This window comes from Pseudomonas sp. SZ40 (assembly GCF_052958135.1).
Map to the genome: position 1 here is coordinate 14,360 of NZ_JBQWIF010000031.1, position 23,223 is coordinate 37,582.

Genomic DNA, 23,223 nt, shown 5'->3' on the forward strand with positions numbered 1-23,223 from the left:
CAGCGAGCCAGCCCTGAGGGACACTGCCTTCATGAAAGTCGCTCATCTTCCCAAGCGATCAGTTGAATATCTCGCAGGCCTGCCATGCTCGAAATCCGCCATTTGAAAACCCTCCACGCGCTGCGCGAGACCGACAGCCTGGTCGAGGCCGCCGAACGCCTGCACCTGACGCAGTCCGCACTGTCGCACCAGTTCAAGGAGCTGGAGGAGCGCCTGGGCATGCAGCTTTTCGTGCGCAAGACCAAACCGGTGCGGTTCACCAGCGCCGGCCTGCGCCTGCTGCAACTGTGCGATAACGTGCTGCCCCTGCTGCGCAGTGCCGAACGCGATCTGGCTCGGCTTGCCGGCGGCACTGCGGGTCGTCTGCACATGGCAATCGAATGCCACAGCTGCTTCCAGTGGCTGATGCCGACCATCGATCAGTTTCGCGATGCATGGCCCGAAGTGGAGCTGGATCTGGCTTCGGGGTTCTCCTTCGCGCCACTGCCCGCCCTGGCCCGCGGCGACCTCGACCTGGTGGTGACCTCCGACCCGCTGGAGCTGTCAGGCATCACCTACGTGCCGCTGTTCACCTATGAGGCGATGCTGGCGGTGGCCAACCAGCACGCACTGGCCAACCGGCCTTTCATCCGCCCCGAAGACCTGATCAAGGAAACCCTGATCACCTACCCGGTGGAACGGGATCGACTGGATATCTTCACCCGCTTTCTCGAGCCCGCCGATATCGAGCCCGCCCTGGTGCGCACCTCGGAACTGACGGTGATGATGATGCAACTGGTGGCCAGCGGCCGTGGCGTCTGCGGCCTGCCCAACTGGGCGCTGCACGAGTACAGCTCGCGTGGCTACGTGACCGCCAAGCGCCTGGGCGACAAGGGACTGTTCGCCACGCTTTACGCGGGCATCCGCACGGACATGCTCGATGCCCCCTTCATGCGTGACTTCCTGCTCACCGCCAAGGACACCTCCTTCGCCAACCTCGAAGGGGTGAGCGTCGCCCGGCAGTGATGACTCAGGCAGCGTCGAACTGCATCTCCGGCGGCTGGCGGCGAAAGCCTGCGGTCAGCCAGGCCAGGTAGGCGACGCCCAGTGCCAGCCAGCACAGGCCAAGGGTGATCGCCAGGTGATCCAGGCTGATCATCAGCCACAGCGTGGCGAACATGCCGAGCAGTGGAAACAGCAGGTACTGCAGCAGCGCCCTGGCACCGCGCCGGGCGCCGCCGATCCAGTAGTGAAAGATGACCGACAGGTTGACCAGCGAGAACGCCAGGAAAGCACCGAAGTTGATGAACGAGGTCGAGGTGGTCACGTCCAGTTTCAGCGCCAGCAAGGCCACCACCGCGCACAGCAGGATGCTTCCCAGCGGCGTTCCGAAGCGTTTGCTCAGGGTACCGAACAGGCGCTTGGGCAGCACGCCGTCACGGCCCATGGCGAACAGCAGACGCGAGGCACTGGCCTGAGCCGACAGGCCCGAGGTGAATTGGCCGACGATCAGGCCGATCAGGAATATCGACACGAACAGATCGCCGCCGATGTTGCGGGCGATTTCATAGGCGGCGGAATCGGTACTGGTGAACACGGCGCCAGGGTGAGCGAGCTGCACGAAGTAGGAGGTGACGATGAAGATCAGCCCGCCGAACAGGGTAATCAGCAGAATCGCTCTGGGAATGGTCTTCTGCGGATCGCGGGTTTCCTCGGTCAGCGTGCTGACCGCATCGAAGCCGAGAAACGAATAACAGGCGATGGCAGCGCCGCCCATCACCAGCGGCAGGCTGAAACTGCCGTCGAAGAACGGCTTCAGGCTCCACAGCGGTTTGCTGCCGTCCCCCGCCACGTAATGCACGCACAGGGCAACGAAGGCCACCAGCACCAGAAGCTGCACCGCCATCAGAAGGCCGTTGACCGTCTTGGCCAGTTGCAGGCCCACCACATTGATCAGTGACGTCACCACGATGAAGCCCAGCACCCAGATGGCCTGCGGCACCTCGGGAAACGCCGACCCCAGGTAGGCTGCGCCGATCAGCCAGATGGCCATGGGCAGAAACAGATAATCGAGCAGCACCGCCCAGCCGGCGAGAAAGCCCAGCTTGGCGTTGATCGACTTGCGCACGTAGGTGTAGGCGGAGCCGGCCACGGGAAAGGCCGCGGCCATTTTCGCGTAGCTCAGCGCGGTGAACAGCATGGCCAGTGTCGCGGCCAGGTAGGCGGCGGGCACTTGCCCACTGGTCACGTCGGCAAGAATGCCGAAGGTACCGAGCACGATGATCGGGGTCATGTAGGCGATGCCGAACAGCACCACCGAACCCAGTGACAGGGTACGTTTGAGATTGGCCATTACTGCTACTCCGAGATTATGATTTTTATGGCAGAGCCGAAGTCGGCGAACACAGCAGCGCTCACCGGGCGCTGGGCCCGGCGGCAACGCGGAGGTTGGCCTCCGTCTTAACGTGGAATCAGCAGTTCTCGGCGCCCGTCCGGGTAGTCGATTCGCTCACCGGGCAGGATCAGACGCCGCTCCTCGAGGTAGCGGTAATCGCTGCAGGCAGCCTGCCGCTGATCGAAGTCGAGCTCGACGATCTGCCGGCACTCTTCGCGACCCGCCTCGCACAGCAACTGACCGAACGGATCGACCACACTGCTGCCGCCAGCGAAGACCAGATCGCCATCGCCGCTGCCTACACGATTGACCATCACCGCGAATGCCTGGTTTTCCATGGCGCGCGCCATGATCGCCGTGCGGTGGGTGGGACCGTAGGGATCCATGTTGCCGTTGGTGACGATGATCAGGTCGGCACCGAGCTGCGCCAGCGCCCGGGCGCTTTCCGGAAACTCGATGTCGAAACAGATCAGAATGCCGACCCGGATTCCCTGCCAGGGCACCGTCACGTAGCGGTCACCCGGCGTGAAGATGCCGCGGTCGGAGGACCACAGGTGGGTCTTGCGGTAGCGCATGGCGATCCCCGCCGGGGTGATCAGCAACGTGGTGTTGTAGAACACCCCCGCATCGTTCTCCGCCATGCCGATGGCCACCGAGACATTGCGCTCGCGAACCGCCTGCTGCACGGCCTGAATCGTCGGGCCATCGACTGGCTCGGCCAGTTCGGCGATGTTCAGCGCTGTCGGAAAGCCCATCAGATGAGTTTCCGAGAAAACCAGCAGATCGGTACCCTCGGCGCTGTCATCGATAGCCTGTAGAGCGCGACTCAGGTTGTAGGCGGTGTCGCCATCACGGCCGCGCATTTGTACGAGTTCGATCTTCATCTCGATATCCTGTTGTTTTGTCCCGGGCCGATAAAAAGCGTCAGAATCGGCCCGGTATTTCCTTGCCTGGCAGGTCGGTGAACTGCCAATGCCGTACCCCGAGTATGGCGGCAAGGATCGGCGCCGGTAATCACGCGGGCGGGTTAACCCATTGGGGGTAGGAAGTGGGACTTTCGTTGCAGCACATCGCCTGGCACCAGTCGGTTGGCAAGCTCATCGAGGGGCTGGATCGCCCCGCCTTCTGGACGGCGCTGGTGCGCGTGCTGGAGCAGTACGTCGCGTTCGACAGCTGGGTGGTGCTGATCTTCAGCGACGCACGCCCCCAGGTTCTCGCCGAGTGCCCCGGGCTGGATGGTGGCCCCGATACGCTGTTCCTGGATTACCTCAAGGGCCTCTACCAGCTCGACCCGTTCTACATCGACAGCCGCGAACGCGCCGTGGGCGGCCTGCTGCACCTGGCTGACGTGGCACCGGAACGCTTCGAGCGAACCGACTACTACCAACGCTATTTCCGCCTCAACGTGGTGGTCGACGAAGTGCAGTTCAACGTTCCGCTGCAGGATGGCCGAACCTTGTGCCTGTCGCTGGGTGCGCGCCACCGTTTCAGCCCCGAGAACCTCGCCCTGCTTGGCCTGGTGCAACCCTGGGTAAGCGGCCTGATGCGCCAGCGCCTGGCCTTCGATCAGGACTTGCTGGGCAACAGCACGCCCGGCCCGGCTCGCCCGCGACCTCAGGGCAGCGCCGGGCACTGGATGGAAAACACCCTGACGGCGCGGGAGCTGGATGTCGCCCGGCTGATGCTCAGTGGCTGCTCGGGCAAGGAGATCGCCCGCAAGCTGTCGATTTCGACGGAAACGGTCAAGGTGCACCGCAAGCACATCTACGCCAAACTGGGGATAAAGTCGCAATCCGAGCTGTTCGCCCTGTTCCTCCAGGCCCAGCAGGACTGACGTCATCGCCTCCACAACCGCGCCACGATTCAGTACACGCCAGGAAACGCTCATGAACATCGCCGACATCCCTTTTGGCATTACCGACTGGAGCCAGGTGGACGCCACCGAGCATCCCGGAGAAACCGGCGTGGCCCACTGGCGAACTCGCCAGTTCGGCACGTTGCGGGTGCGTATGGTCGACTATTCGCCCGGTTACCTGGCCGATCACTGGTGCAGCAAGGGCCATATCCTGCTGTGCCTTGAGGGCGAGCTGCACACCGAACTGGAGGATGGCCGCCGCTTCGTGATGACCGCTGGCATGAGCTATCAGGTCGCTGATCAGGCGGAAGCGCACCGTAGCTCGACGAGCAGCGGCGCGCGGCTGTTCATCGTCGACTGACCCTGTTCGCTCGCCAGCACGGGTTACAGGCCGCGCGGCAGCGGCTATGCTGAAGAGCGTTTCCCAGCCACCGGAGCCCCCGATGACCTTTGCCCACAGCCTGCCGCTCGTTGCGGCAGTCGCCTTGCTGAGTGCCTGCGCGAGCCAGTCCAGAAGCGTTACCGTGCAGGAACAGAGGCAGTGCCCGCTCGACCTGCACGCCGGCCAGCAGATGATCCTCACGCTGCCGAGCAACCCCACCACCGGGTATCGCTGGGTGATCCGCGAGAATGCTGCCAGCGTCCTCAAGAGCCTCGGCCCGGAAGTCTACAGTGCTGCTGAGAACTCCGACCTGGTTGGCGGCGACGGTCACTCCACCTGGCGCTTCCAGGCGACCGAAAGCGGTGAAGCACAACTGCTGCTGACCTACGTGCAGCCCTGGGATGCCAGCGCCGAACCGGCCGACACCTTCGACTGCCGGGTTAGCGTTCGCTAGGAAGCCGCAGCCTGGGGAGCGCAGCGCGATGCCCAGGCTACGAAAATGGCCGTCGCAGTGCTGTAGTCGATCACCCGCGAGCGCGCGCCTACGGCAGAGATCCGACGAATGCCGCCGACAAGGTTTGGCTAATCGCCGGACTTGGCTAAAATGCGCGGCTTTCCAGCGCCGCGCAGACCGACCGTGACCAGACAGCCCGACCAACTTTTCGCCCAGCCACTGGACCAGGTGCCGGACTTCGTCTTCAACGAAGACGTGGCCCGTGTGTTCCCGGACATGATCAAGCGCTCGGTGCCCGGTTACCCGACCATCGTCGAGAACATCGGCGTGCTGGCCGGTCAGTTCGCCCAGCCGCACAGCGTGCTCTACGACCTGGGCAGCTCGCTGGGCGCCGTGACCCAGGCGCTGCGCCGTCACGTTCAGCTGGAAGACTGCCGGGTGGTCGCCGTGGACAACTCCAGCGCCATGGTCGAACGCTGCCGCGAGTACCTGCACGCTCAGGATTCGATGTTTCAGGAGCTTCTGCCGGTCGAGGTCATGGAGGCCGATATTCTCGCCATGGACTTCCAGGCGACCTCACTGGTCGCGCTGAACTTCACCTTGCAGTTCATCGAGCCGGCTCAGCGCCAGCCGCTACTGGCCCGTATCCGCCAGGCGTTGCTGCCTGGCGGCGCACTGATCCTGTCGGAAAAGCTGCGCTTCGAAGACGACCAGCAACATGCGCTGCTCACCGACCTGCATATCGCGTTCAAACGCGCCAATGGTTACAGCGAACTGGAAATCGCCCAGAAGCGCAGCGCCATCGAAAACGTCATGCTGCCTGACAGCCTCGAGCAACACCGCGAGCGGCTATTGGCAGCCGGTTTCAGCAAGGTGGTGCCCTGGTTCCAGTGCCTGAACTTCGCCTCCATGGTGGCCTTGCCATGATGCGCCGTATGGATCTCGATGCCCTGCAGGCACAACTCGCCGGCACTCCCTTGCAGGAATGGAGCGCCGACCTGCCGGGGCAGATCGACGCCAAACTGGCCATCGGTCATGGTGACCTGCAGCGTTGGTACGCCGCTGTCGAAGCGCTGCCGGCACTGGACATCGGGCAAATCGACCTGAGCGGGGATTTCAGGCTCGACGGTGCGCGCGACGAGACCACTCGTGTAGCCCTGGATACTGCCCTGCGTGGCCTGATCCCCTGGCGCAAGGGCCCCTTTCACCTGTTCGGCGTGCACGTGGATACCGAATGGCGTTCCGACTGGAAGTGGCAGCGGGTATCCCCGCATCTGGACCTGACCGGCAAACGCGTACTCGACGTCGGCTGCGGCAATGGCTACTACATGTGGCGGATGCTCGGCGATGGCGCCCGGAGCGTGGTCGGCATCGACCCCAACTGGCTGTTTCTCTGCCAGTTCCTGGCCATGAAAAATTACCTGCCAGAGATGCCAGCCTGGCATCTGCCCCTGGGCATCGAAGAACTGCCAGCAAAGCTGCAGGGCTTCGACACCGTGTTCTCCATGGGCGTGCTGTACCACCGGCGCTCGCCCATCGATCACCTGCTGGAACTCAAGGATTGCCTGCTCAAGGGCGGCGAACTGGTACTGGAGACGCTGGTGGTGGAAGGCGATGCTTATCAGGTGCTGGTTCCCGAAGACCGTTACGCGCAGATGCGCAACGTATGGTTCCTGCCCTCGGTACCGGCGCTGGAACTGTGGCTGCGCCGCGCCGGCTTCGTCGACGTGCGTTGCGTGGACGTCAGCGTCACCTCGATCGAGGAACAGCGCAGCACCGAGTGGATGCGCTACCAGTCGCTGCCCGAGTTCCTCGACCCGCTGGACCATCGCCGCACCATCGAAGGTCTACCGGCCCCGCGCCGCGCCGTGCTGGTCGCGCGCAAACCCTGACAGCAGCGTCAGCCAGCCACATCACCCTTGCGGCGCCATTCGGCCTGCCGCGCGGCGATCGTCGCGAGGGGCATTTGCGCCCCTGCGCTGACTCGCTCCTGGGCACTCCCCAAGCGCACCTGCCCGACGCTTTCGAGCCTCAGCAGGCGGCGCATCTTGCGCCTCCAGCACCAGGCGAAATACCAGTCGCCCAGCCACTGGATCAGCTCATTGGCGACAAGGCCCGACGACCTTGCCTGGGGGGTGCGCTGGGTATTGGCGACATGCCGCTCGTTCGACGTCATGACAACTCTCCTCGACAGCCTGAGGTCACCGGATATCGGTGACCGCTTGCTGACAGATTGAGTTGCGCCTAACGTTAAGACAAACGAGTAATACCTAATGACCGATTAAGAAAATATTAACGACCTTATGAACAGCACGCTGCTCACCGACCTGCCCGCCGCCCTGCCACTACTGGAAAGCGACGTGCTGAAGACGTTCGTCGGCATCGCCGAAAGCGGCAGCTTTACCCGCACCGCCGCCCAGGTATTCCGTACCACGGCGGCTGTCAGTCAGCAGATCAAGCGCCTGGAGGAAACCCTCGGGCGCACGCTGTTTCTCCGCGAAAGCCGCCGCGTGCGGCTCACCGCGGATGGCGAGATTCTGCTCGGCTATGCGCGGCGTCTGCTCAAGCTCAACGAGGAGGCGGTATCGCACTTTCTGGTTCCGAACCTGGCGGGCACCGTGCGCTTCGGCACGCCATTCGACATCGGCGTAGGCGCCCTCCCCGACCTGCTATCGCAGTTCGCCCTCAGCCACCCCGCAGTTCAGGTCGATGTATCGGTAGGTCGCAGCTGCGAGCTGATCGAGCGTCTGGATGCCGGAGAGCTGGACCTTACCTTGCTGAACACCGGCAACGGCGATGCCGACGACTCCCGAGGGGAGATCATCTGCAGCGAATCGCTGGTGTGGGCAGGCCGTGATGGCGGGCTGGCGGTCAAGCGCAACCCTCTACCCCTGGCCGTCGCCAGCCGCGGCTGCGCCTGGCGACGTGCCGCCATGGACGGCCTCGACAGGCTGGGGCGCAGCTACCGCATCGCCTACTCCAGCGAGCAGTGCGCTGGCCAGGAAGCGGCGCTGCTTGCCGACCTGGCCATCGCAGCCTTCCCGGCCAGCCTGGTCAAACCCCCGCTGCGCCGCCTCTCTCAACAGGAGCATGGGCTACCACCGTTGGGCGACTATCACATCAAACTGCTGCGCGGCAGCAACCGTGGCGCGGCTGCCGAAGCACTGGCGGCACAGGTGGCAGTGGCCTACGGAGCAGGCCGCTAACGCGCCACTAGCGTGCTGCGGCACTCTCGATCAGTTGTTTCATTTCCCGCACCGCATCCTTGAAGCCAACGAACAGGGCATGGCTGACCAGAGCATGGCCGATGTTCAGTTCGTTGATCCCTGGGATCGCCGCCACCGGCTCGACATTGTGGTAGTGCAGACCATGACCGGCATTGACGACCAGCCCCAGCGAAACGCCCAGCGCAACACCCTCACGAATACGCTGCAGCTCGGCAGCGGCCTGCTGCGGATCATGCGCATCGGCATAGCGCCCGGTGTGCAGCTCGATGGCCGGAGCGCCGACGCGCTTGCTCGCCTCGATCTGCCGCGGATCGGCGTCGATGAACAGCGAAACTTCACTACCAGCGGCAGCCAGGCGCTGCACCGCCGCGGCGATTCGCGCCTCCTGGCCGGCCACGTCCAGACCACCTTCGGTCGTCAGTTCCTGCCGGGTTTCCGGCACCAGACAGACGTGCTCGGGGCGGATTTCTTCAGCGAAATCGAGCATGAAGTCGGTCACGCCCATCTCGAAGTTCATGCGTGTCTGCAACACGTCCTTGAGCAGGCGCACATCGCGCTCCTGAATGTGCCGACGATCCTCGCGCAAGTGCACGGTGATGCCATCGGCACCGGCCTCCTCGGCGTCCAGCGCCGCCTTGACGGGGTCGGGATAGCGCGTACCGCGCGCCTGGCGCAGCGTAGCGACGTGGTCGATATTCACGCCCAGCAAAACACGATTGGCTTCAGTCACGGGTCGGCTCCTTGAGCGTCATGAACAATTCGCGGCTGACCAGAGGTCGACCGCCCAGATGAGGGGCCAGCGCCTGGCGCATCAGGCGCTTGGCAGCTGCCAACGCACCCGGTGCGGTCCAGTCCGCCTCGGCCATGGCCAGCAGCTCGCTGCCGAGGAAGGCGCCAGGCTGCCAATGGCCGATTGGCAGCAGACCACTGTCGGATTGCAGTCGATACAGCCCGGTGGCGACCACGGGATCGCCCTGTATATCGCTGTCGAGGGCGAAACCATAGCCGAGTTCGTCCAGCAGGCGCCATTCGAAGGCGCGCAACAGCGGCTCCAGCGCGCGCCCCTGGGCCAGTGCCAGAACGGTCAGGGCGTACTGCTCGAAAATGATCGGATGGGGGTCCTCGGCCGGCAGCACGCGGATCAGCAGTTCGTTCAGATACAGGCCGCTGAACAGCGCATCGCCCGAGAGCAGATTGGGAATACCCGCCGCCTCCAGGCGGCCGACGTTCTTCAGCTCACCGCGGCCACGGGTTTCCAGTTCCAGAGGTATGAACGGCCTGGCCAGACTGCCGGCCTTGCCCCGCGCACCGCGCAATACGGCACGCAAACGCCCCTGGGGCGTGAGGAAGTCGACCAGCGCACTGCTTTCACGGTACGCACGGCTGTGCAGGACATAGGCGGGCTGGCTGAGCGCAAGCATGCTGAATCACTCGCTGTCGGTGCCAGCCGCGAGGCGGCGGGATGCCGGGTCAGATATTGTCGTAGCCCAGGGAACGCAGCGCACGCTCGTCGTCGGACCAGCCGCTTTTGACCTTGACCCAGAGATTGAGCATGACCTTGGTGTCGAACATCGACTCCATGTCCTTGCGTGCTTCCTGGCCGATGCGCTTGATGCGCTCGCCCTTCTCGCCAATGATGATTTTCTTCTGCCCGTCACGCTCGACCAGAATCAGCGCATGGATGTGCATGATCCGTCCCTCGCGCTTGAACTCTTCGATTTCCACGGTGATCTGGTAAGGCAGCTCGGCGCCCAGCTGACGCATGATCTTCTCGCGTACCAGCTCGGCAGCGAAGAAGCGCCCGGAGCGATCGGTGATCTGGTCTTCCGGGAAGAAGTGCACGCCTTCTGGCAGACGATCACCGACGAGCTTTTCCAGGGAATCCAGGTTGTGCCCCTGCTGCGCGGATACCGGCACGATTTCGGCATTCGGCAACTGCTCGGCCAGCCACTTCAGGTGCGGCATCAGATCGGCCTTGTCATCCAGGCGGTCGGTCTTGTTGACCGCCAGGATCACCGGGCCCTCGACGTACTGGATACGCTCGAGCACCATCTGGTCTTCATCGGTCCAGCGCGTGCGGTCGACCACGAAGATCACCACGTCGACGTCCTTGAGGGCCGACGAGGCGTTCTTGTTCATGTAGCGGTTGAGCGCTTTCTCGTTGTTCTTGTGCAGGCCGGGCGTGTCGACGTAGATGGCCTGCACGTCACCCTCGGTCTTGATGCCGAGCATATTGTGGCGAGTGGTCTGCGGCTTGCGCGAGGTAATCGCCAGCTTCTGACCGAGGATGTGATTGAGCAAGGTCGACTTGCCCACGTTGGGCCGGCCGACGATGGCGACGTAGCCACAGCGTGTTACAGGCGAATCAGTCATTGCCGTTCTCCACACCCAGAGCGATCAGCGCTGCCGTCGCCGCTACCTGTTCGGCAATACGGCGGCTGGCACCTTGGCCCAGGGTCTTGTCATTGAGTAGATTGACCTGACATTCGACTACGAATGTCCGGCAATGGGGCTCGCCCTGAATGTCGACCACCTCGTAACGCGGCAGCTCGCAGGCACGTGACTGCAGGAATTCCTGCAGACGCGTCTTGGGGTCCTTGTTGGTGTCGACCAGGGTCAGGCCATCCAGTTCGTTGGTCAACCAGGCCAGTACGCGCTCGCGGGCAACGTCCATGCCGGCATCCAGATAAATGGCACCGATCAGGGCCTCGAGCGCGTCGGCGAGGATGGAGTCGCGGCGGAAGCCACCACTCTTCAGCTCACCGGAGCCCAGACGCAGGTATTCGCCCAGGTCGAAACCACGGGCCAGTATGGCCAGGGTCTCGCCCTTCACCAGACGCGCACGCAGCCGCGAAAGCTGCCCTTCACGGGCCTGGGGGAAACGCTCGTAGAGCGCTTCACCGGCAACGAAATTGAGGATTGCATCACCGAGGAACTCCAGACGCTCGTTATTGCGACCGGCGAAACTACGGTGGGTCAGCGCCAGGATCATCAGATCCTGGTCCTTGAAGCTATGCCCGAGCTGGCGCTCGAGGCGGGTCAACGAAACACTCACGGCATTCGCACACGGAATTCTTTATCGAAATTAACCACCAGATCGATGTTCTCGATCAGCGATTCGCGTTTTTCATACTTCAGGTGGGCGAGAAACTCATTGTTGACGATTGTCACCTTGAGGACGTCCTGCGGGTTCAGGTCACGAATACTGTTGACCGTCATGCCGCGGCTGACGTGGGCATAGAAATCACCCACGGTTCTGACGTCCTGCAACTTGTCGGTTTCCACCGAGGTGATGATCTTTTCCATCGACATGTAGTCGAGGTAGTGCGGAACCACCTTGAACGCAGTGCTGGCGAGAAACGCCACCACAGCGAGCACAACCAGCCAACTCACAATCGACAGACCTTGCTGCGAGCGTGCGAATTTCATGTTCTTCCCCAATATCCAGATAGTTCCAGTCATGCGCGTCAGGCGCATGAGAAGACTATAGATAGCTGGCGGCGCCGTATTGAACAGCGCCGCAAATTTTCATCAGATCAGTGAATGAGCCCAACGCGGGAGAAGTTCGGCAGACTCTTGAACTTCGGATCCGGCCAGCTCATCCAGATGGCGAACGCCTTGCCGACGATGTTGCGATCCGGAACCATGCCCAGTACATCCTTGGGAATGCTCGGGTCGTTCCAGTAGCGGCTGTCGTTGGAGTTGTCGCGGTTGTCGCCCATCATGAAGTAGTGCCCCTCGGGAATCGTCCACTCCTTGCCTGGCTCGGCACGGTAGCGGCTCATTTCCTTGCGGATGCGGTGTTCCACTTCACCCAGATGCTCGCTGTACAGCGTGGCGCTGCCCAGGCTGCCCGGCTCTTCGCCGATCAGTTGCTCGGCGACCGGCTTGCCATTGACGAACAGGCGTTTCTCGCTGCTATAGCGCACATGATCGCCCGGTAGACCGATCACGCGCTTGATGTAGTTGACGTTGGGGTCGCTCGGATAGCGGAACACCATGACGTCGCCGCGCTGCGGGTCACCCACTTCGATCACCTTGGTGTCCAGCACCGGCAGGCGAATGCCGTAGGCGAACTTGTTGACCAGGATGAAATCGCCGACCTCGAGGGTCGGAATCATCGAGCCGGACGGGATCTGAAACGGCTCGACCAAGAAGGAGCGCAGCACCAGCACGATGGCCAGTACCGGAAAGAACGACTTGCCGTATTCGACCAGCAACGGCTCCTTGTTGAGTTTCTCGACCACTGCCTCGTCGGCTTGCTCGACTTTGCCCTGATAGCTGGCGATCGCCGCGCGACGCCGGGGCGCCAGAAAGACCAGATCGAACAGAGCCAGAGCGCCGCACACGGCGACGGCGATGACCAGCAACAGCGGAAAATTAAATGACATAGGCCCTAACTATCCAACTTGAGTACAGCAAGGAAGGCTTCCTGCGGAATTTCCACGTTGCCGACCTGCTTCATGCGCTTCTTACCGGCCTTCTGTTTTTCCAACAGCTTGCGCTTACGACTCACGTCACCGCCGTAGCACTTGGCCAGAACGTTCTTTCTCAATGCCTTGACAGTGGTACGCGCGACGATCTGCCCGCCAATGGCGGCCTGGATGGCAACGTCGAACATCTGCCGAGGGATCAGCTCTTTCATCTTCTCGGTCAACTGACGCCCTTTGTAGTGGGCGTTGTCACGGTGCACGATCAGCGCCAGGGCGTCGACCTTGTCGCCGTTGATCAACACGTCCAGTTTGACCAGATTGGCCGACTGGTAGCGGTCGAAATGGTAATCCAGCGAGGCGTAACCACGGCTGGTGGACTTCAGACGATCGAAGAAATCGAGCACCACTTCGTTCATCGGCAGGTCGTAGCGAACCTGAACCTGGGTGCCGAGGAACTGCATGTCGCGCTGAACGCCACGCTTCTCGATACACAGGGTGATGACGTTACCCAGGTGTTCCTGCGGTACCAGAATGGTCGCAGCAACGATCGGCTCGCGGAAATCCTCCACCGAGGAAACATCCGGCAGCTTGGACGGGTTGTCGACGTAAATCGTTTCACCGGTCTTGAGCACCACCTCGAAAATAACGCTCGGTGCGGTGGTGATCAGGTCCAGGTCGTACTCGCGTTCGAGGCGCTCCTGGATGATTTCCATGTGCAGCATGCCGAGGAAGCCACAACGGAAGCCGAAGCCCAGGGCGTCGGAGCTCTCCGGCAGGTACTGCAATGACGAGTCGTTGAGAGTCAGCTTCTGCAGTGCATCGCGGAAGTCCTCGAAGTCATCGGAGCTGACCGGGAACAGTCCGGCGTAGACCTGTGGCTGGATACGCTTGAAACCCGCCAGCACTTCGACGTCGGGCGTCGAGCTGAGGGTCAGGGTATCGCCCACCGGTGCGCCGTGAATGTCCTTGATGCTGGCGATGATGAAGCCCACTTCACCGGCCTTGAGATCCGCGGTCGCGGTGTGCTTGGGATTGAACACACCCACGCTGTCGACCAGGTGCACCTTGCCAGTGGACTTGACCAGAATCTTGTCGCCCTTCTTCACCCGGCCGTGACGTACACGCACCAGGGAAACGACGCCCAGGTAGTTGTCGAACCAGGAGTCGATGATCAGCGCTTGCAGCGGCGCGTCGATCTCACCGGTCGGCGCCGGGATGGTGTGCACCAGGCGCTCGAGCACTTCGTCGACGCCCATGCCGCTCTTGGCGCTACAGGCAACGGCGTCGGTGGCGTCGATACCGATGATCTTCTCGATCTCTTCCTTGACGCGATCCGGGTCGGCCTGGGGCAGATCCATCTTGTTCAGCACGGGCATGACTTCCAGCCCCTGCTCGATGGCGGTGTAGCAGTTGGCGACCGACTGCGCCTCGACACCCTGACCCGCATCGACGACCAGCAACGCGCCTTCACAGGCAGCCAGCGAGCGGCTCACCTCATAGGTGAAGTCGACGTGCCCTGGCGTATCGATGAAGTTCAGCTGATAGGTAATGCCGTCCTGCGCCTTGTAGTACAGGGTGACGCTGTGGGCCTTGATGGTGATGCCGCGCTCGCGCTCCAGGTCCATGGAGTCGAGAACCTGAGCCTCCATCTCGCGCGCGGTCAGACCGCCGCACATCTGGATGAACCGGTCAGCCAGTGTCGACTTGCCGTGGTCAATGTGGGCAATGATGGAAAAATTGCGGATATGACTCAGGTCACTCACAGGACAACACTCGAAAAAGGCCGCAGGCGACTGCCCGCCGAAAATAGCCGCGAAGTTTAACCGAGTGCTTGCCCCTACGTCACGTCAGGACAAGCGCATGAAGGCGCTATTTAGCCTCGGGAGCACTCGCGGAAACAAAAAATCGCTGCGCACGGACATGAAAAAGGGGCGATTTTCATCACCCCTTCCTGATCATCAACCAGAGCGACTGTTCAGCCTGGCCTACTCGGCCAGCTTGAAGGTGATGAAGCTGGCCCGGCCCTGACGCAACACGCGCATGGAGACCGAACGGTTCTTCGGCAGCGACTGAGCCACCTCGGTGAAGTTCTTCGCCGACCCGATAGCCTGATTGTTCAGGTGAGTGATCACGTCACCAGGACGCAGACCGATCAGTGCTGCAGGACCGTCCTGCACTTCGCGAATGACCACACCGCCTTTCAGATCCAGAGCCTTCTTCTGCTCTTCGGTCAGCTCGGCGACGCTCACGCCCAGGCGGTTGCTGCTGCGCTCCACGCCTGGGGTAGCGCTTTCGGTAGCTTCATCGCCATCATCGGCGGGCATGGTACCGACTGCCAGCTTCAGGGTCTTGCGCGCACCTTCGCGGACGATCTCCAGATTGGCCTTGGTGCCTGGCTTCAATGCACCCACCAGATGAGGCAGATCGGCAGACATGATGATCGGCTTGCCATCCAGGCTGAGAATCACATCCCCGACCTGCAAACCGCCCTTGGCGGCCGGGCCGTCTTCAAGCACCTGAGCGACCAGCGCACCGGCCGGTTTCTCCAGACCGAAGGACTCGGCGAGATCCTTGTTCACTTCCTGGATGACCACCCCCAGCCAGCCGCGACTGACCTTGCCACTGGCCTTCAGCTGGTCGGCCACATCCATCGCCACGCTCATCGGAATGGCGAAGGACAGCCCCATGAAACCACCGGAGCGGGTAAATATCTGCGAGTTGATACCCACCACCTCGCCATCCAGATTGAACAGCGGGCCACCCGAATTGCCGGGATTGATCGCCACGTCGGTCTGGATGAACGGCACATAGCTCTCGTTGGGCAGGCTGCGGCCCTTGGCACTGACGATACCGGCGGTCACCGAATGATCGAAGCCGAACGGAGAACCGATGGCCAGCACCCACTCACCGACCTTGAGGTTGTCGGAGTTGCCGAGCTTCACGGTAGGCAGGTCGTTGGCCTCCACCTTGAGCAGAGCGACGTCGCTGCGCGGATCGGTACCGATCAGCTTGGCCTCCAGCTCACTGCGGTCGGACAAACGCACGATGATTTCATCGGCATCGGCGACCACATGGTTGTTGGTCAGGATGTAGCCATCCTTGGAAATGATGAAACCCGAGCCCAATGACTGAGCCTCACGCTGACGACCACCGCCACCGGGCGAACGAGGCTGCTGGGGAATGCTGCGCTCGAAGAACTCGCGAAACATTGGCGGCAGACCTTCCAGATCCGGAACGGACAACCCGCCACTGCTGGCAACGGCGTTCGGCACTTTCTGCCGGGTGCTGATATTGACCACGGCGGGCGAAGCGGCTTCGACGAGTGGCGTGAAGTCCGGCAACTGCGCATGCGCAGCAATGGACTGCCCCATCATGAACACCGCGAATAGCGCGGCCGCATAGGTTTTCAGGCTAGGCATCGACATTACAGATTCTTCCCCATCCAGAACAAACGAGCCCCCCTGCGGGGGCCATCGGTAAAACAGAACATGACGATACAGCGGCAAAATCGTCCGAGATCGTTATCACCGACCCTTACGGAGTTGCATGCACATCGTCAGCGCGCATCGACATGGCGACGCGCTCCGCCGTTCCAAGCGGAATTTCTCCCACGACCGTAACCATGACATCTCCATCATCAGTTGTCAGGCGTCGCGAAACGGCCACGGTTGGGCCCAATTGGCTACGCGCATCGGCGACCGTGGCGTCATGCAGAGGTTCGAGGAACACGGAAAAACGCGCCAGCCCGTCATCGTAGATCAGGCAGTCGACGTTATCTGTGGAGGCGGGGCTTCGACGTTGAGTGACAGCGCTGAGGCTGAAACCAGGCGGAACCCAGTCGGAGCGCCAGAGTTCTGGCCGCTTCTTGTCGGCTTTGACGAGGCGTACAGGTGCGCAATCAGCTGAGGGCTGCAGCACCTTGGCGGGTTGCGCTTGCGCGGTATCGAGCTGGGTGAACTGGAAGCGCTCGAGCAACACGCCCTTATCGCTTACCAGCAACGACTTCAGGGGCAGACCCGTTTCACGATCCAGATGCAGCTCCACGCCATATCGGTACTGATCACGCGGCAATAACCCGAGAACCACCGCAGGACGCCCCGCGACACGTGATTCACCCGTCACTCGCATCTCGTACCACTCACCCAACTGTTCGGTGTTCAGGTCATGGTTCGGCCAGGCTTGGTCATCGACCAGCTCCGCGGATGAAGAGCCACTGGCGCACTGCGCCTGGCCATTGACCCGAAGCACTTCCTCAGGGGCACCATCGAGCTGCAACAGCCGCTCGCGCACACCTCCACCCGGCTCGACCTGACGCCAGATGCTGTGGGTTGAGAGAGTGCCGTTGCGCTCGTAAACGAAGGTGCCCTGAAAGCTTTGGCTACTTTCGGCCTTGTTAAGCCTTTGCAACCAGTCCTGAGCGTCGGCAGCTAAGGCGGGGATTGCCAATAAGCTGCCGAGCACCAGGGAAGTAGCGGGAATGAAGCGCATGCGCGTCCTTCTTAACGCTCTTCTACACTCGCGGACCGGGCGAACGGCAGTGCGTTCTCGGTAGCGCCAGGAGCGGACTGCTGAGCATGCTGACGCAGGTACTCGGGCAGACGCTGCTCATGCCAGCCTTCGCCTTCTGCAGACACGGTTTCCACGCTCGGCTGTTCATCCGAAGTGTTGAAACCCGCCAGAATCGCCGGCCCTTGAGCCTGCGGCAGAGCGATGGATGGCTGAGTCTGCTGCTGAGCCAGCTGGGCTCCTGCAACATCGTCCTGATTGTAGAAGCGTACACCGGCCAGCACTGCAACGGTTACGGTAGCTGCAACAGCTACACGACCGAGGCTGCGCCAAGGGCCACGTACGACCTTCTTGTCTTCCTGCATCACTGGCGTGACATCGTTTTCCAGGGCAGCGGAAACGGCTGCGGCGATGTCCAGACGTGGCACAAGAAGATCTTTGTGCATCACGGCACGGGCGACCTGGTAACGCGACCAGGTAGCACGCAACTCGGCATCGTCGCTCGCACCGAGCACACGCCGAAGTTCAAGTTCATCCGCTTCGTTATCCATCACCGCGGACAGCGATTCCTGCAGGGCTTCACGACTCATAGCGGTTCCTCTCTTGGCTGTCGCCGCTGTCTCAGGCTTCCTGCAACAGCGGTTGCAGGGACTTGTCGATGGCTTCACGCGCCCGAAAGATTCGCGAACGCACGGTGCCAACAGGACATTGCATGACGCTCGCAATGTCTTCGTAACTCAGACCATCAAATTCACGTAACGTTAGCGCCGTTCGTAAATCTTCTGGCAGTTGCTGGATGCTCCGATGCACGGTTGCCTCGATTTCATCCCTCAACAACGCACGCTCGGGAGACTCGATGTCCTTGAGGGCATGATCGCCGTCGTAGAACTCTGCATCCTCTGCGCTTACATCGTTATCCGGTGGTCGCCGACCGCGAGACACCAGATGATTCTTCGCCGTGTTGATGGCGATGCGGTACAGCCATGTATAGAACGCACTGTCACCGCGAAAGTTTCCCAGCGCCCGATAAGCTTTTACAAAAGCTTCCTGCGCCACATCCTGAGCTTCATGGGTGTCGTGCACGAACCGCACGATCAACCCGAGAATCTTGTGCTGGTACTTCAGCACCAACAGATCAAACGCTCGCTTGTCACCGCGCTGAACGCGCTCGACCAGCTGCTGATCCTCTTCCTGGGTTAGCATGAATACTCCTCGTTGAGCTCGTAGGAGATCTGCGTCTGCCAGAGGATCGATCTGCAAAAATAGACTCGAGCCATGTGCAAAAGTTCTCCCCCTCCGAACAAGCTTCCCGCAAAACATTTTCTGGTTTTGCACGAAACAGCGCACCAGAGCTATGTCCCTGCTGCGCGAATAGTCTTAGATCGCCTGACTGTCGAAACGAACCCCGCTGACGCGACCTTCATTCGCTCGAGCCACCAGACATAATCCCTCTCCGGGGCGACTCCGCTATAGAACCTTGACTACTAAAAAAGTTCATCCTGGCCATAGAGGAGCATATGAAGCTCCAGCACCACTTTACGACAGACAACCTTGGCAGGCACATCGCCAGCTCGCAACGATACACCTTCTGCTCGAGACAACCCACCGGACTGGCTATTGTGCCGCTGCCCCCCTCTATATACTAGTGGGCGGCACCCAGCGGATTACTCGAATAATGAGCCAACATTTCCAGCACGACGTCCTGGTCATCGGCAGCGGCGCCGCTGGCCTGACCCTGGCCCTGACGCTCCCCGAACACCTGAGCATCGCCGTACTGAGCAAGGGTGAGCTGGCCAATGGCTCGACGTACTGGGCGCAAGGTGGCGTGGCAGCGGTGCTGGACGGCAGCGACACGGTCGACTCGCATGTAGACGACACCTTGAATGCCGGCGGCGGCCTGTGCCGTGAAGACGCCGTGCGCTTCACCGTCGAGCACAGCCGCGAGGCCATCCAGTGGCTGATCGATCAGGGCGTGCCCTTCACCCGCGACGATGAACACGATCGCGAGGACGGCGGTTTCGAGTTCCACCTGACCCGCGAAGGTGGCCATAGCCATCGACGGATCATCCATGCGGCCGATGCAACCGGCGCTGCGATCTTCAACACCCTGCTCGAACGTACCCGCCAGCGCAGCAATGTCGAGCTGCTCGAGCAGCGCGTCGCCGTGGACCTGATCACCGAACGCAAGCTCGGTCGCGAGGGCCAGCGCTGCCTGGGCGCTTACGTGCTGGACAGACGCAGCGGTGAAGTGGACACCCATCACGCGCGTTTCGTCATTCTTGCCACGGGCGGCGCAGCCAAGGTCTACCTCTACACCAGCAACCCGGACGGCGCCTGCGGTGACGGTATCGCCATGGCTTGGCGCGCCGGCTGCCGGGTCGGCAATCTGGAATTCAACCAGTTCCACCCAACCTGCCTCTATCACCCCCAGGCCAAAAGCTTTCTGATCACCGAGGCACTGCGCGGCGAAGGCGCCCTGCTGCGCCTGCCCAATGGCGAGCGCTTCATGCCGCGCTTCGACCCACGCGGAGAGCTGGCACCGCGAGATATCGTCGCCCGCGCCATCGACCATGAAATGAAGCGCCTGGGCGTCGACTGCGTTTACCTGGACATCAGCCACAAGCCCACGGACTTCGTCAAAAGCCACTTCCCGACCGTTCATCAGCGCTGCCTGGAGTTCGGTATCGACATCACCCGGCAGGCGATTCCCGTGGTACCTGCGGCGCACTACACCTGCGGCGGCGTGCTCGTCGATCAGGCTGGGCGTAGCGATGTGCCCGGCCTGTATGCCATTGGTGAAACCAGCTTCACCGGCCTGCACGGGGCCAATCGCATGGCCAGCAACTCCCTGCTCGAATGCTTCGTCTATGCGCGCTCGGCGGCCGCCGACATCGTCGCCAATCTGGATCAGGTGCAGATGCCTGCGGAGCTGCCCGCCTGGGACGCCAGCCAGGTCACCGACTCGGATGAAGACGTGATCATCGCCCACAACTGGGACGAGCTGCGGCGTTTCATGTGGGACTACGTCGGCATCGTGCGGACCACCAAGCGCCTGCAGCGCGCCCAGCATCGCGTGCGCCTGCTGCTCGACGAAATCGACGAGTTCTACAGCAACTACAAGGTCAGTCGGGATCTGATCGAACTGCGCAACCTGGCACAGGTGGCCGAGTTGATGATTCTCTCGGCCATGGAGCGCAAGGAATCTCGAGGCCTGCACTACACGCTGGACTATCCGGACCTGCTGGCGCAGGCGCGGGACACTATTCTGCGACCCGCCAACGCTGACGGCTGAACTTCAGGTGCACCCGCAAACGCCGGTGGGCGTCGTGGGGCATGCTGTCGGCAAGCAGGCAAAGGCTGCGGACCCGGTACTCGCCAGGCAGGCGGAACCGCACGATCACCAGCCACGGCAGCGCGATGCTGTCGGGTAGCAGGGTGACAGGCAGCCAGTCACCCGCCTCGCGGCGAGCCTGCCAGCCCAGATCATCATGACGCAGCCCGCAAAAGACAGCGGGGCTGCTCAGCAATACGTGCCGCGGCAGAACCCAGGCAGCGTGGGCGGCGAGCAGCAGCAGCGCCGAAATTCGCACCCGGAGCGGGATATCGATCAGTAGAAGGGTCAGCAGCGCCAACGCCTGGGCGCATAGGTAGACTTCCAGCAACCGCCGCGACGGCTGCCAGTGACACTCGAAGCGCTTACTTGGGCTGGACACGGTCCAGGATCATGCGAACGATGTAGCGCAGATCCGCGTCTTCAGGCTCGCCGCGCTGCATGAACCAGCCGAACATGTCCTGATCCTCGCACTCGAGCAGCTTGCGGTAGCGAGCGCGATCCTCGTCGTTGAGCGTCGCGTACACCTCGCGCACGAAGGGCACCAGCAACACGTCCAGTTCGAGCATCCCGCGTCGGCTGTGCCAGAAGAGGCGATTGAGTTCAGTGGCGTCGACCATGGGGCTGCTCCTGGAAAAGAGCCGGCAGTATAACAAGAGCTGCAAGCGTGCGCGGCCGTGACGGGTGCAGGTCGAGCGCAGTGCCAGACTCATGACCTGCCGTCGGCCAGCGTTTTTTCCCACCGAAGCCTGTAGCTTGAGGCTCGCCGCTGCTCTTATCATGGCAACCTCATTCTCTGCCTGCGATTCTCTCGACCATGGCCGATAGCGCTTTCTTCTGCCCACTCACCCATGAAGGCATCCTTGCCGTGCGCGGCCCCGATGCCGGGAAATTCCTGCAGGGCCAGATCACCTGCAACATCAACTATCTGGGCGCCAGCGGCTCGAGCCTGGGCGCTCGCTGCACGCCAAAAGGGCGCATGCTCTCCAGCTTCCGTATCGTCAGCGTGGCCGAAGGCTTCCTGCTGGCCATGGATCGTGACCTGCTGGAGGCGCAACTCGCCGACCTGCAGAAATACGTGGTGTTTTCCAAGGCCAAGCTCGGCGATGAAAGCGAGGCCTGGGTTCGCTTCGGCCTGAGCGGTGGCGAAGGCGCGCTGCAGGCACTGGGCCTGGAGCTCGCTGCGGAAACCGACAGCGTCGCCAGTACCGAGAGCCTGCTGGCCATCCGCCTGAGCGATGGCCGTGCAGAACTCTGGACGCCGGCCGAGCAGGCTGAAGGCATTCGCCTGCAACTGAGTGAGCGACTGCCTCAGGGGACGCTCAACGACTGGCTGCTGGCGCAGATCCGTGCGGGTATCGGCCAGGTGACCGGCGCGACCCGCGAGCTGTTCATCCCGCAGATGATCAACCTGCAGGCAGTCGGCGGCGTCAGCTTCAAGAAGGGCTGCTACACCGGACAGGAAATCGTTGCCCGCATGCAGTACCTCGGCAAGCTCAAGCGGCGCCTCTATCGCCTGACCCTGAACACCGACCAGGCGCCGCAACCAGGCGCCGAACTGTTCTCCCCCGTACACCGCAGCTCGGTTGGCGAAGTGGTGCTGGCTGCGCCCAGCGCAACGGGCGTGGAATTGCTGGCCGTGCTGCAGGAGGATGCGGCCAACGATGGCAATATCCATCTCGGCACACCGGAAGGCCTGCCGCTCGACCTGCTGGACCTGCCGTACACGCTGGACAGCAACCGCGAGATCCAGCGCTGACGTACACTGCGCTCAGTCCGCCACCACTCTGCCGATAACGAGAATTTCATGAGCAAACTCGCCGAGAAAGTCCAACTGGATCTCACCAGGGCCATCGACAACGATGAGCTGGTTCTCCCGACCCTGCCCGAGGTCGCCCTGAAAGTTCGCGAGGCAGCGGAAGATCCCAACGTAGGCATCCCGGAGCTGAGCAAGGTCATCGGTAACGACGCGGCCCTGACTGCACGCATCATCAAGGTGGTGAACAGCCCATTGCTGCGCACCAACCGCGAAATCACCGACCTGCAGATGGCGATCGGCCGTCTCGGCATCAACTACACCTGCAACCTGGCCACCGGCCTGGCGATGGAGCAGATGTTCCAGGCCACCACCGACGTGGTCGACCGCAAGATGCGCGAAGTGTGGAACAAGAGCACCGAGATCGCCGGTATCTGCCACGTACTGAGCCGCCACTACACCCGCTTGATGCCGGATCAGGCGACCCTGGCCGGGCTGGTGCATCAGATTGGCGTGCTGCCGATCCTCACCTACGCCGAAGAGCACAGCGAGCTGCTGGCCGACTCGATCAGCCTCAACCATGTGATCGAGCAGATCCATCCGATCATCGGTGACAAGATCCTGCGCACCTGGGAATTCCCGGAAATGATCGCCTGCGTGCCCGGCCAGTACCTGAATTTCAGCCGCGACAGCGCCAAGGTCGACTATGTGGACCTGGTCCAGGTAGCCACCCTGCAAAGCTTCATCGGTACGCCACACCCCTACACGCAACTGGACTGGAATCGGATTCCGGCTTTCGCCAAATTGGGTATCAAGCCTGACATGGACCTTCATTCGGACGAAGATCTGTCCGCAGCCATGGACGCGGCCATGGCCATGCTGCAGTGACAGCCACGGGGCGAGCC

At 62.1% G+C, this 23,223-nt stretch carries 26 protein-coding genes; 10 read left to right on the forward strand and 16 right to left on the reverse strand.

Annotation, left to right across the window (positions count from 1 at the left end; genetic code table 11):
- Window positions 1-84 precede the first annotated feature (84 nt).
- The gene (gene metR / locus ACT9T4_RS20515; RefSeq protein ID WP_499118706.1) at window positions 85-1,005 is read left to right on the forward strand and encodes a transcriptional regulator MetR; all 921 of its coding nucleotides are present in this window, start codon (window positions 85-87) and stop codon (window positions 1,003-1,005) included.
- Window positions 1,006-1,009: 4 nt separating this feature from the next.
- Here metR and ACT9T4_RS20520 read toward each other — a convergent pair whose 3' ends face one another.
- Entirely contained in the window at window positions 1,010-2,332 is a 1,323-nt protein-coding gene (locus ACT9T4_RS20520; protein ID WP_499118707.1) for an APC family permease, read from the reverse strand.
- A 107-nt stretch (window positions 2,333-2,439) separates the two neighbouring features.
- Entirely contained in the window at window positions 2,440-3,258 is an 819-nt protein-coding gene (locus ACT9T4_RS20525; RefSeq protein WP_499118709.1) for a carbon-nitrogen hydrolase family protein, read from the reverse strand.
- A 164-nt stretch (window positions 3,259-3,422) separates the two neighbouring features.
- On the opposite strand from ACT9T4_RS20525, the gene ACT9T4_RS20530 reads away from it, so the two are divergent.
- From ACT9T4_RS20530 to cmoB, 5 genes are all read left to right on the forward strand, one after another.
- The gene (locus ACT9T4_RS20530; protein ID WP_499118711.1) at window positions 3,423-4,208 is read left to right on the forward strand and encodes a helix-turn-helix transcriptional regulator; all 786 of its coding nucleotides are present in this window, start codon (window positions 3,423-3,425) and stop codon (window positions 4,206-4,208) included.
- Window positions 4,209-4,260: 52 nt separating this feature from the next.
- A complete protein-coding gene (locus ACT9T4_RS20535; RefSeq protein WP_042555030.1) occupies window positions 4,261-4,590 on the forward strand; it encodes a DHCW motif cupin fold protein in 330 nt (109 codons plus the stop codon).
- Between the two features lie 82 nt (window positions 4,591-4,672).
- Entirely contained in the window at window positions 4,673-5,065 is a 393-nt protein-coding gene (locus ACT9T4_RS20540; protein WP_499118713.1) for a protease inhibitor I42 family protein, read from the forward strand.
- 150 nt (window positions 5,066-5,215) lie between these two features.
- Window positions 5,216-5,992, forward strand: coding sequence for a carboxy-S-adenosyl-L-methionine synthase CmoA (cmoA, locus tag ACT9T4_RS20545; protein ID WP_179537590.1), 777 nt, complete (start codon window positions 5,216-5,218; stop codon window positions 5,990-5,992).
- Window positions 5,989-6,957 carry a tRNA 5-methoxyuridine(34)/uridine 5-oxyacetic acid(34) synthase CmoB gene (gene cmoB, locus ACT9T4_RS20550; protein ID WP_042555032.1) on the forward strand — a complete coding sequence of 323 codons (969 nt, stop codon included), beginning with the start codon at window positions 5,989-5,991 and terminating at the stop codon, window positions 6,955-6,957. The genes cmoA and cmoB overlap by 4 nt, the downstream gene beginning before the upstream one ends.
- A gap of 8 nt (window positions 6,958-6,965) precedes the next feature.
- Here cmoB and ACT9T4_RS20555 read toward each other — a convergent pair whose 3' ends face one another.
- Window positions 6,966-7,241 carry a hypothetical protein gene (locus tag ACT9T4_RS20555; RefSeq protein ID WP_052493827.1) on the reverse strand — a complete coding sequence of 92 codons (276 nt, stop codon included), beginning with the start codon at window positions 7,239-7,241 and terminating at the stop codon, window positions 6,966-6,968.
- 127 nt (window positions 7,242-7,368) lie between these two features.
- On the opposite strand from ACT9T4_RS20555, the gene ACT9T4_RS20560 reads away from it, so the two are divergent.
- The gene (locus tag ACT9T4_RS20560) at window positions 7,369-8,271 is read left to right on the forward strand and encodes a LysR substrate-binding domain-containing protein (RefSeq protein ID WP_499118715.1); all 903 of its coding nucleotides are present in this window, start codon (window positions 7,369-7,371) and stop codon (window positions 8,269-8,271) included.
- A gap of 7 nt (window positions 8,272-8,278) precedes the next feature.
- Here the strand turns inward: ACT9T4_RS20560 and pdxJ are convergent, their stop codons facing one another.
- From pdxJ to rpoE, 11 genes are all read right to left on the reverse strand, one after another.
- Window positions 8,279-9,022: a pyridoxine 5'-phosphate synthase gene (gene pdxJ, locus ACT9T4_RS20565; protein ID WP_042555034.1), complete on the reverse strand. Its 744-nt coding sequence runs from the start codon at window positions 9,020-9,022 to the stop codon at window positions 8,279-8,281.
- On the reverse strand, window positions 9,015-9,713 hold the full coding sequence (gene recO / locus ACT9T4_RS20570; protein ID WP_042555035.1) for a DNA repair protein RecO: 699 nt from the start codon (window positions 9,711-9,713) through the stop codon (window positions 9,015-9,017). The genes pdxJ and recO overlap by 8 nt, the downstream gene beginning before the upstream one ends.
- A 49-nt stretch (window positions 9,714-9,762) precedes the next feature.
- Window positions 9,763-10,665: a GTPase Era gene (era, locus tag ACT9T4_RS20575; RefSeq protein WP_042555036.1), complete on the reverse strand. Its 903-nt coding sequence runs from the start codon at window positions 10,663-10,665 to the stop codon at window positions 9,763-9,765.
- A complete protein-coding gene (gene rnc / locus ACT9T4_RS20580) occupies window positions 10,658-11,347 on the reverse strand; it encodes a ribonuclease III (RefSeq protein ID WP_042555037.1) in 690 nt (229 codons plus the stop codon). The genes era and rnc overlap by 8 nt, the downstream gene beginning before the upstream one ends.
- Entirely contained in the window at window positions 11,344-11,721 is a 378-nt protein-coding gene (locus tag ACT9T4_RS20585; protein WP_042555038.1) for a DUF4845 domain-containing protein, read from the reverse strand. The genes rnc and ACT9T4_RS20585 overlap by 4 nt, the downstream gene beginning before the upstream one ends.
- A gap of 107 nt (window positions 11,722-11,828) precedes the next feature.
- Window positions 11,829-12,683, reverse strand: coding sequence for a signal peptidase I (gene lepB, locus ACT9T4_RS20590; RefSeq protein WP_042555039.1), 855 nt, complete (start codon window positions 12,681-12,683; stop codon window positions 11,829-11,831).
- Window positions 12,684-12,688: 5 nt separating this feature from the next.
- Window positions 12,689-14,488 carry a translation elongation factor 4 gene (gene lepA / locus ACT9T4_RS20595; RefSeq protein ID WP_042555040.1) on the reverse strand — a complete coding sequence of 600 codons (1,800 nt, stop codon included), beginning with the start codon at window positions 14,486-14,488 and terminating at the stop codon, window positions 12,689-12,691.
- Between the two features lie 222 nt (window positions 14,489-14,710).
- Window positions 14,711-16,099: a DegQ family serine endoprotease gene (locus tag ACT9T4_RS20600; RefSeq protein WP_419761288.1), complete on the reverse strand. Its 1,389-nt coding sequence runs from the start codon at window positions 16,097-16,099 to the stop codon at window positions 14,711-14,713.
- 160 nt (window positions 16,100-16,259) lie between these two features.
- Complete coding sequence (locus ACT9T4_RS20605) at window positions 16,260-17,213, reverse strand: MucB/RseB C-terminal domain-containing protein (protein ID WP_499118718.1); 954 nt, start codon at window positions 17,211-17,213, stop codon at window positions 16,260-16,262.
- An 11-nt stretch (window positions 17,214-17,224) separates the two neighbouring features.
- Window positions 17,225-17,821 (reverse strand): sigma-E factor negative regulatory protein, encoded by a 597-nt coding sequence (locus ACT9T4_RS20610; RefSeq protein WP_042555043.1) that lies wholly within the window; start codon window positions 17,819-17,821, stop codon window positions 17,225-17,227.
- A 31-nt stretch (window positions 17,822-17,852) separates the two neighbouring features.
- On the reverse strand, window positions 17,853-18,434 hold the full coding sequence (rpoE, locus tag ACT9T4_RS20615) for an RNA polymerase sigma factor RpoE/AlgU (RefSeq protein ID WP_013792331.1): 582 nt from the start codon (window positions 18,432-18,434) through the stop codon (window positions 17,853-17,855).
- A gap of 472 nt (window positions 18,435-18,906) precedes the next feature.
- On the opposite strand from rpoE, the gene nadB reads away from it, so the two are divergent.
- Complete coding sequence (nadB, locus tag ACT9T4_RS20620; RefSeq protein ID WP_499118720.1) at window positions 18,907-20,523, forward strand: L-aspartate oxidase; 1,617 nt, start codon at window positions 18,907-18,909, stop codon at window positions 20,521-20,523.
- Here the strand turns inward: nadB and ACT9T4_RS20625 are convergent.
- Window positions 20,492-20,944, reverse strand: a complete 453-nt coding sequence (locus ACT9T4_RS20625; RefSeq protein ID WP_499118722.1) for a protein YgfX — start codon at window positions 20,942-20,944, stop codon at window positions 20,492-20,494. The genes nadB and ACT9T4_RS20625 overlap by 32 nt on opposite strands.
- On the reverse strand, window positions 20,928-21,182 hold the full coding sequence (locus ACT9T4_RS20630; protein WP_042555046.1) for an FAD assembly factor SdhE: 255 nt from the start codon (window positions 21,180-21,182) through the stop codon (window positions 20,928-20,930). Before ACT9T4_RS20630 ends, ACT9T4_RS20625 begins: the two co-directional genes overlap by 17 nt.
- A 197-nt stretch (window positions 21,183-21,379) precedes the next feature.
- Between ACT9T4_RS20630 and ygfZ the strand changes: the two genes are divergently transcribed.
- The gene (gene ygfZ / locus ACT9T4_RS20635) at window positions 21,380-22,321 is read left to right on the forward strand and encodes a CAF17-like 4Fe-4S cluster assembly/insertion protein YgfZ (protein ID WP_042555047.1); all 942 of its coding nucleotides are present in this window, start codon (window positions 21,380-21,382) and stop codon (window positions 22,319-22,321) included.
- A 48-nt stretch (window positions 22,322-22,369) separates the two neighbouring features.
- On the forward strand, window positions 22,370-23,206 hold the full coding sequence (locus ACT9T4_RS20640) for an HDOD domain-containing protein (protein ID WP_042555048.1): 837 nt from the start codon (window positions 22,370-22,372) through the stop codon (window positions 23,204-23,206).
- Window positions 23,207-23,223: the final 17 nt, after the last annotated feature.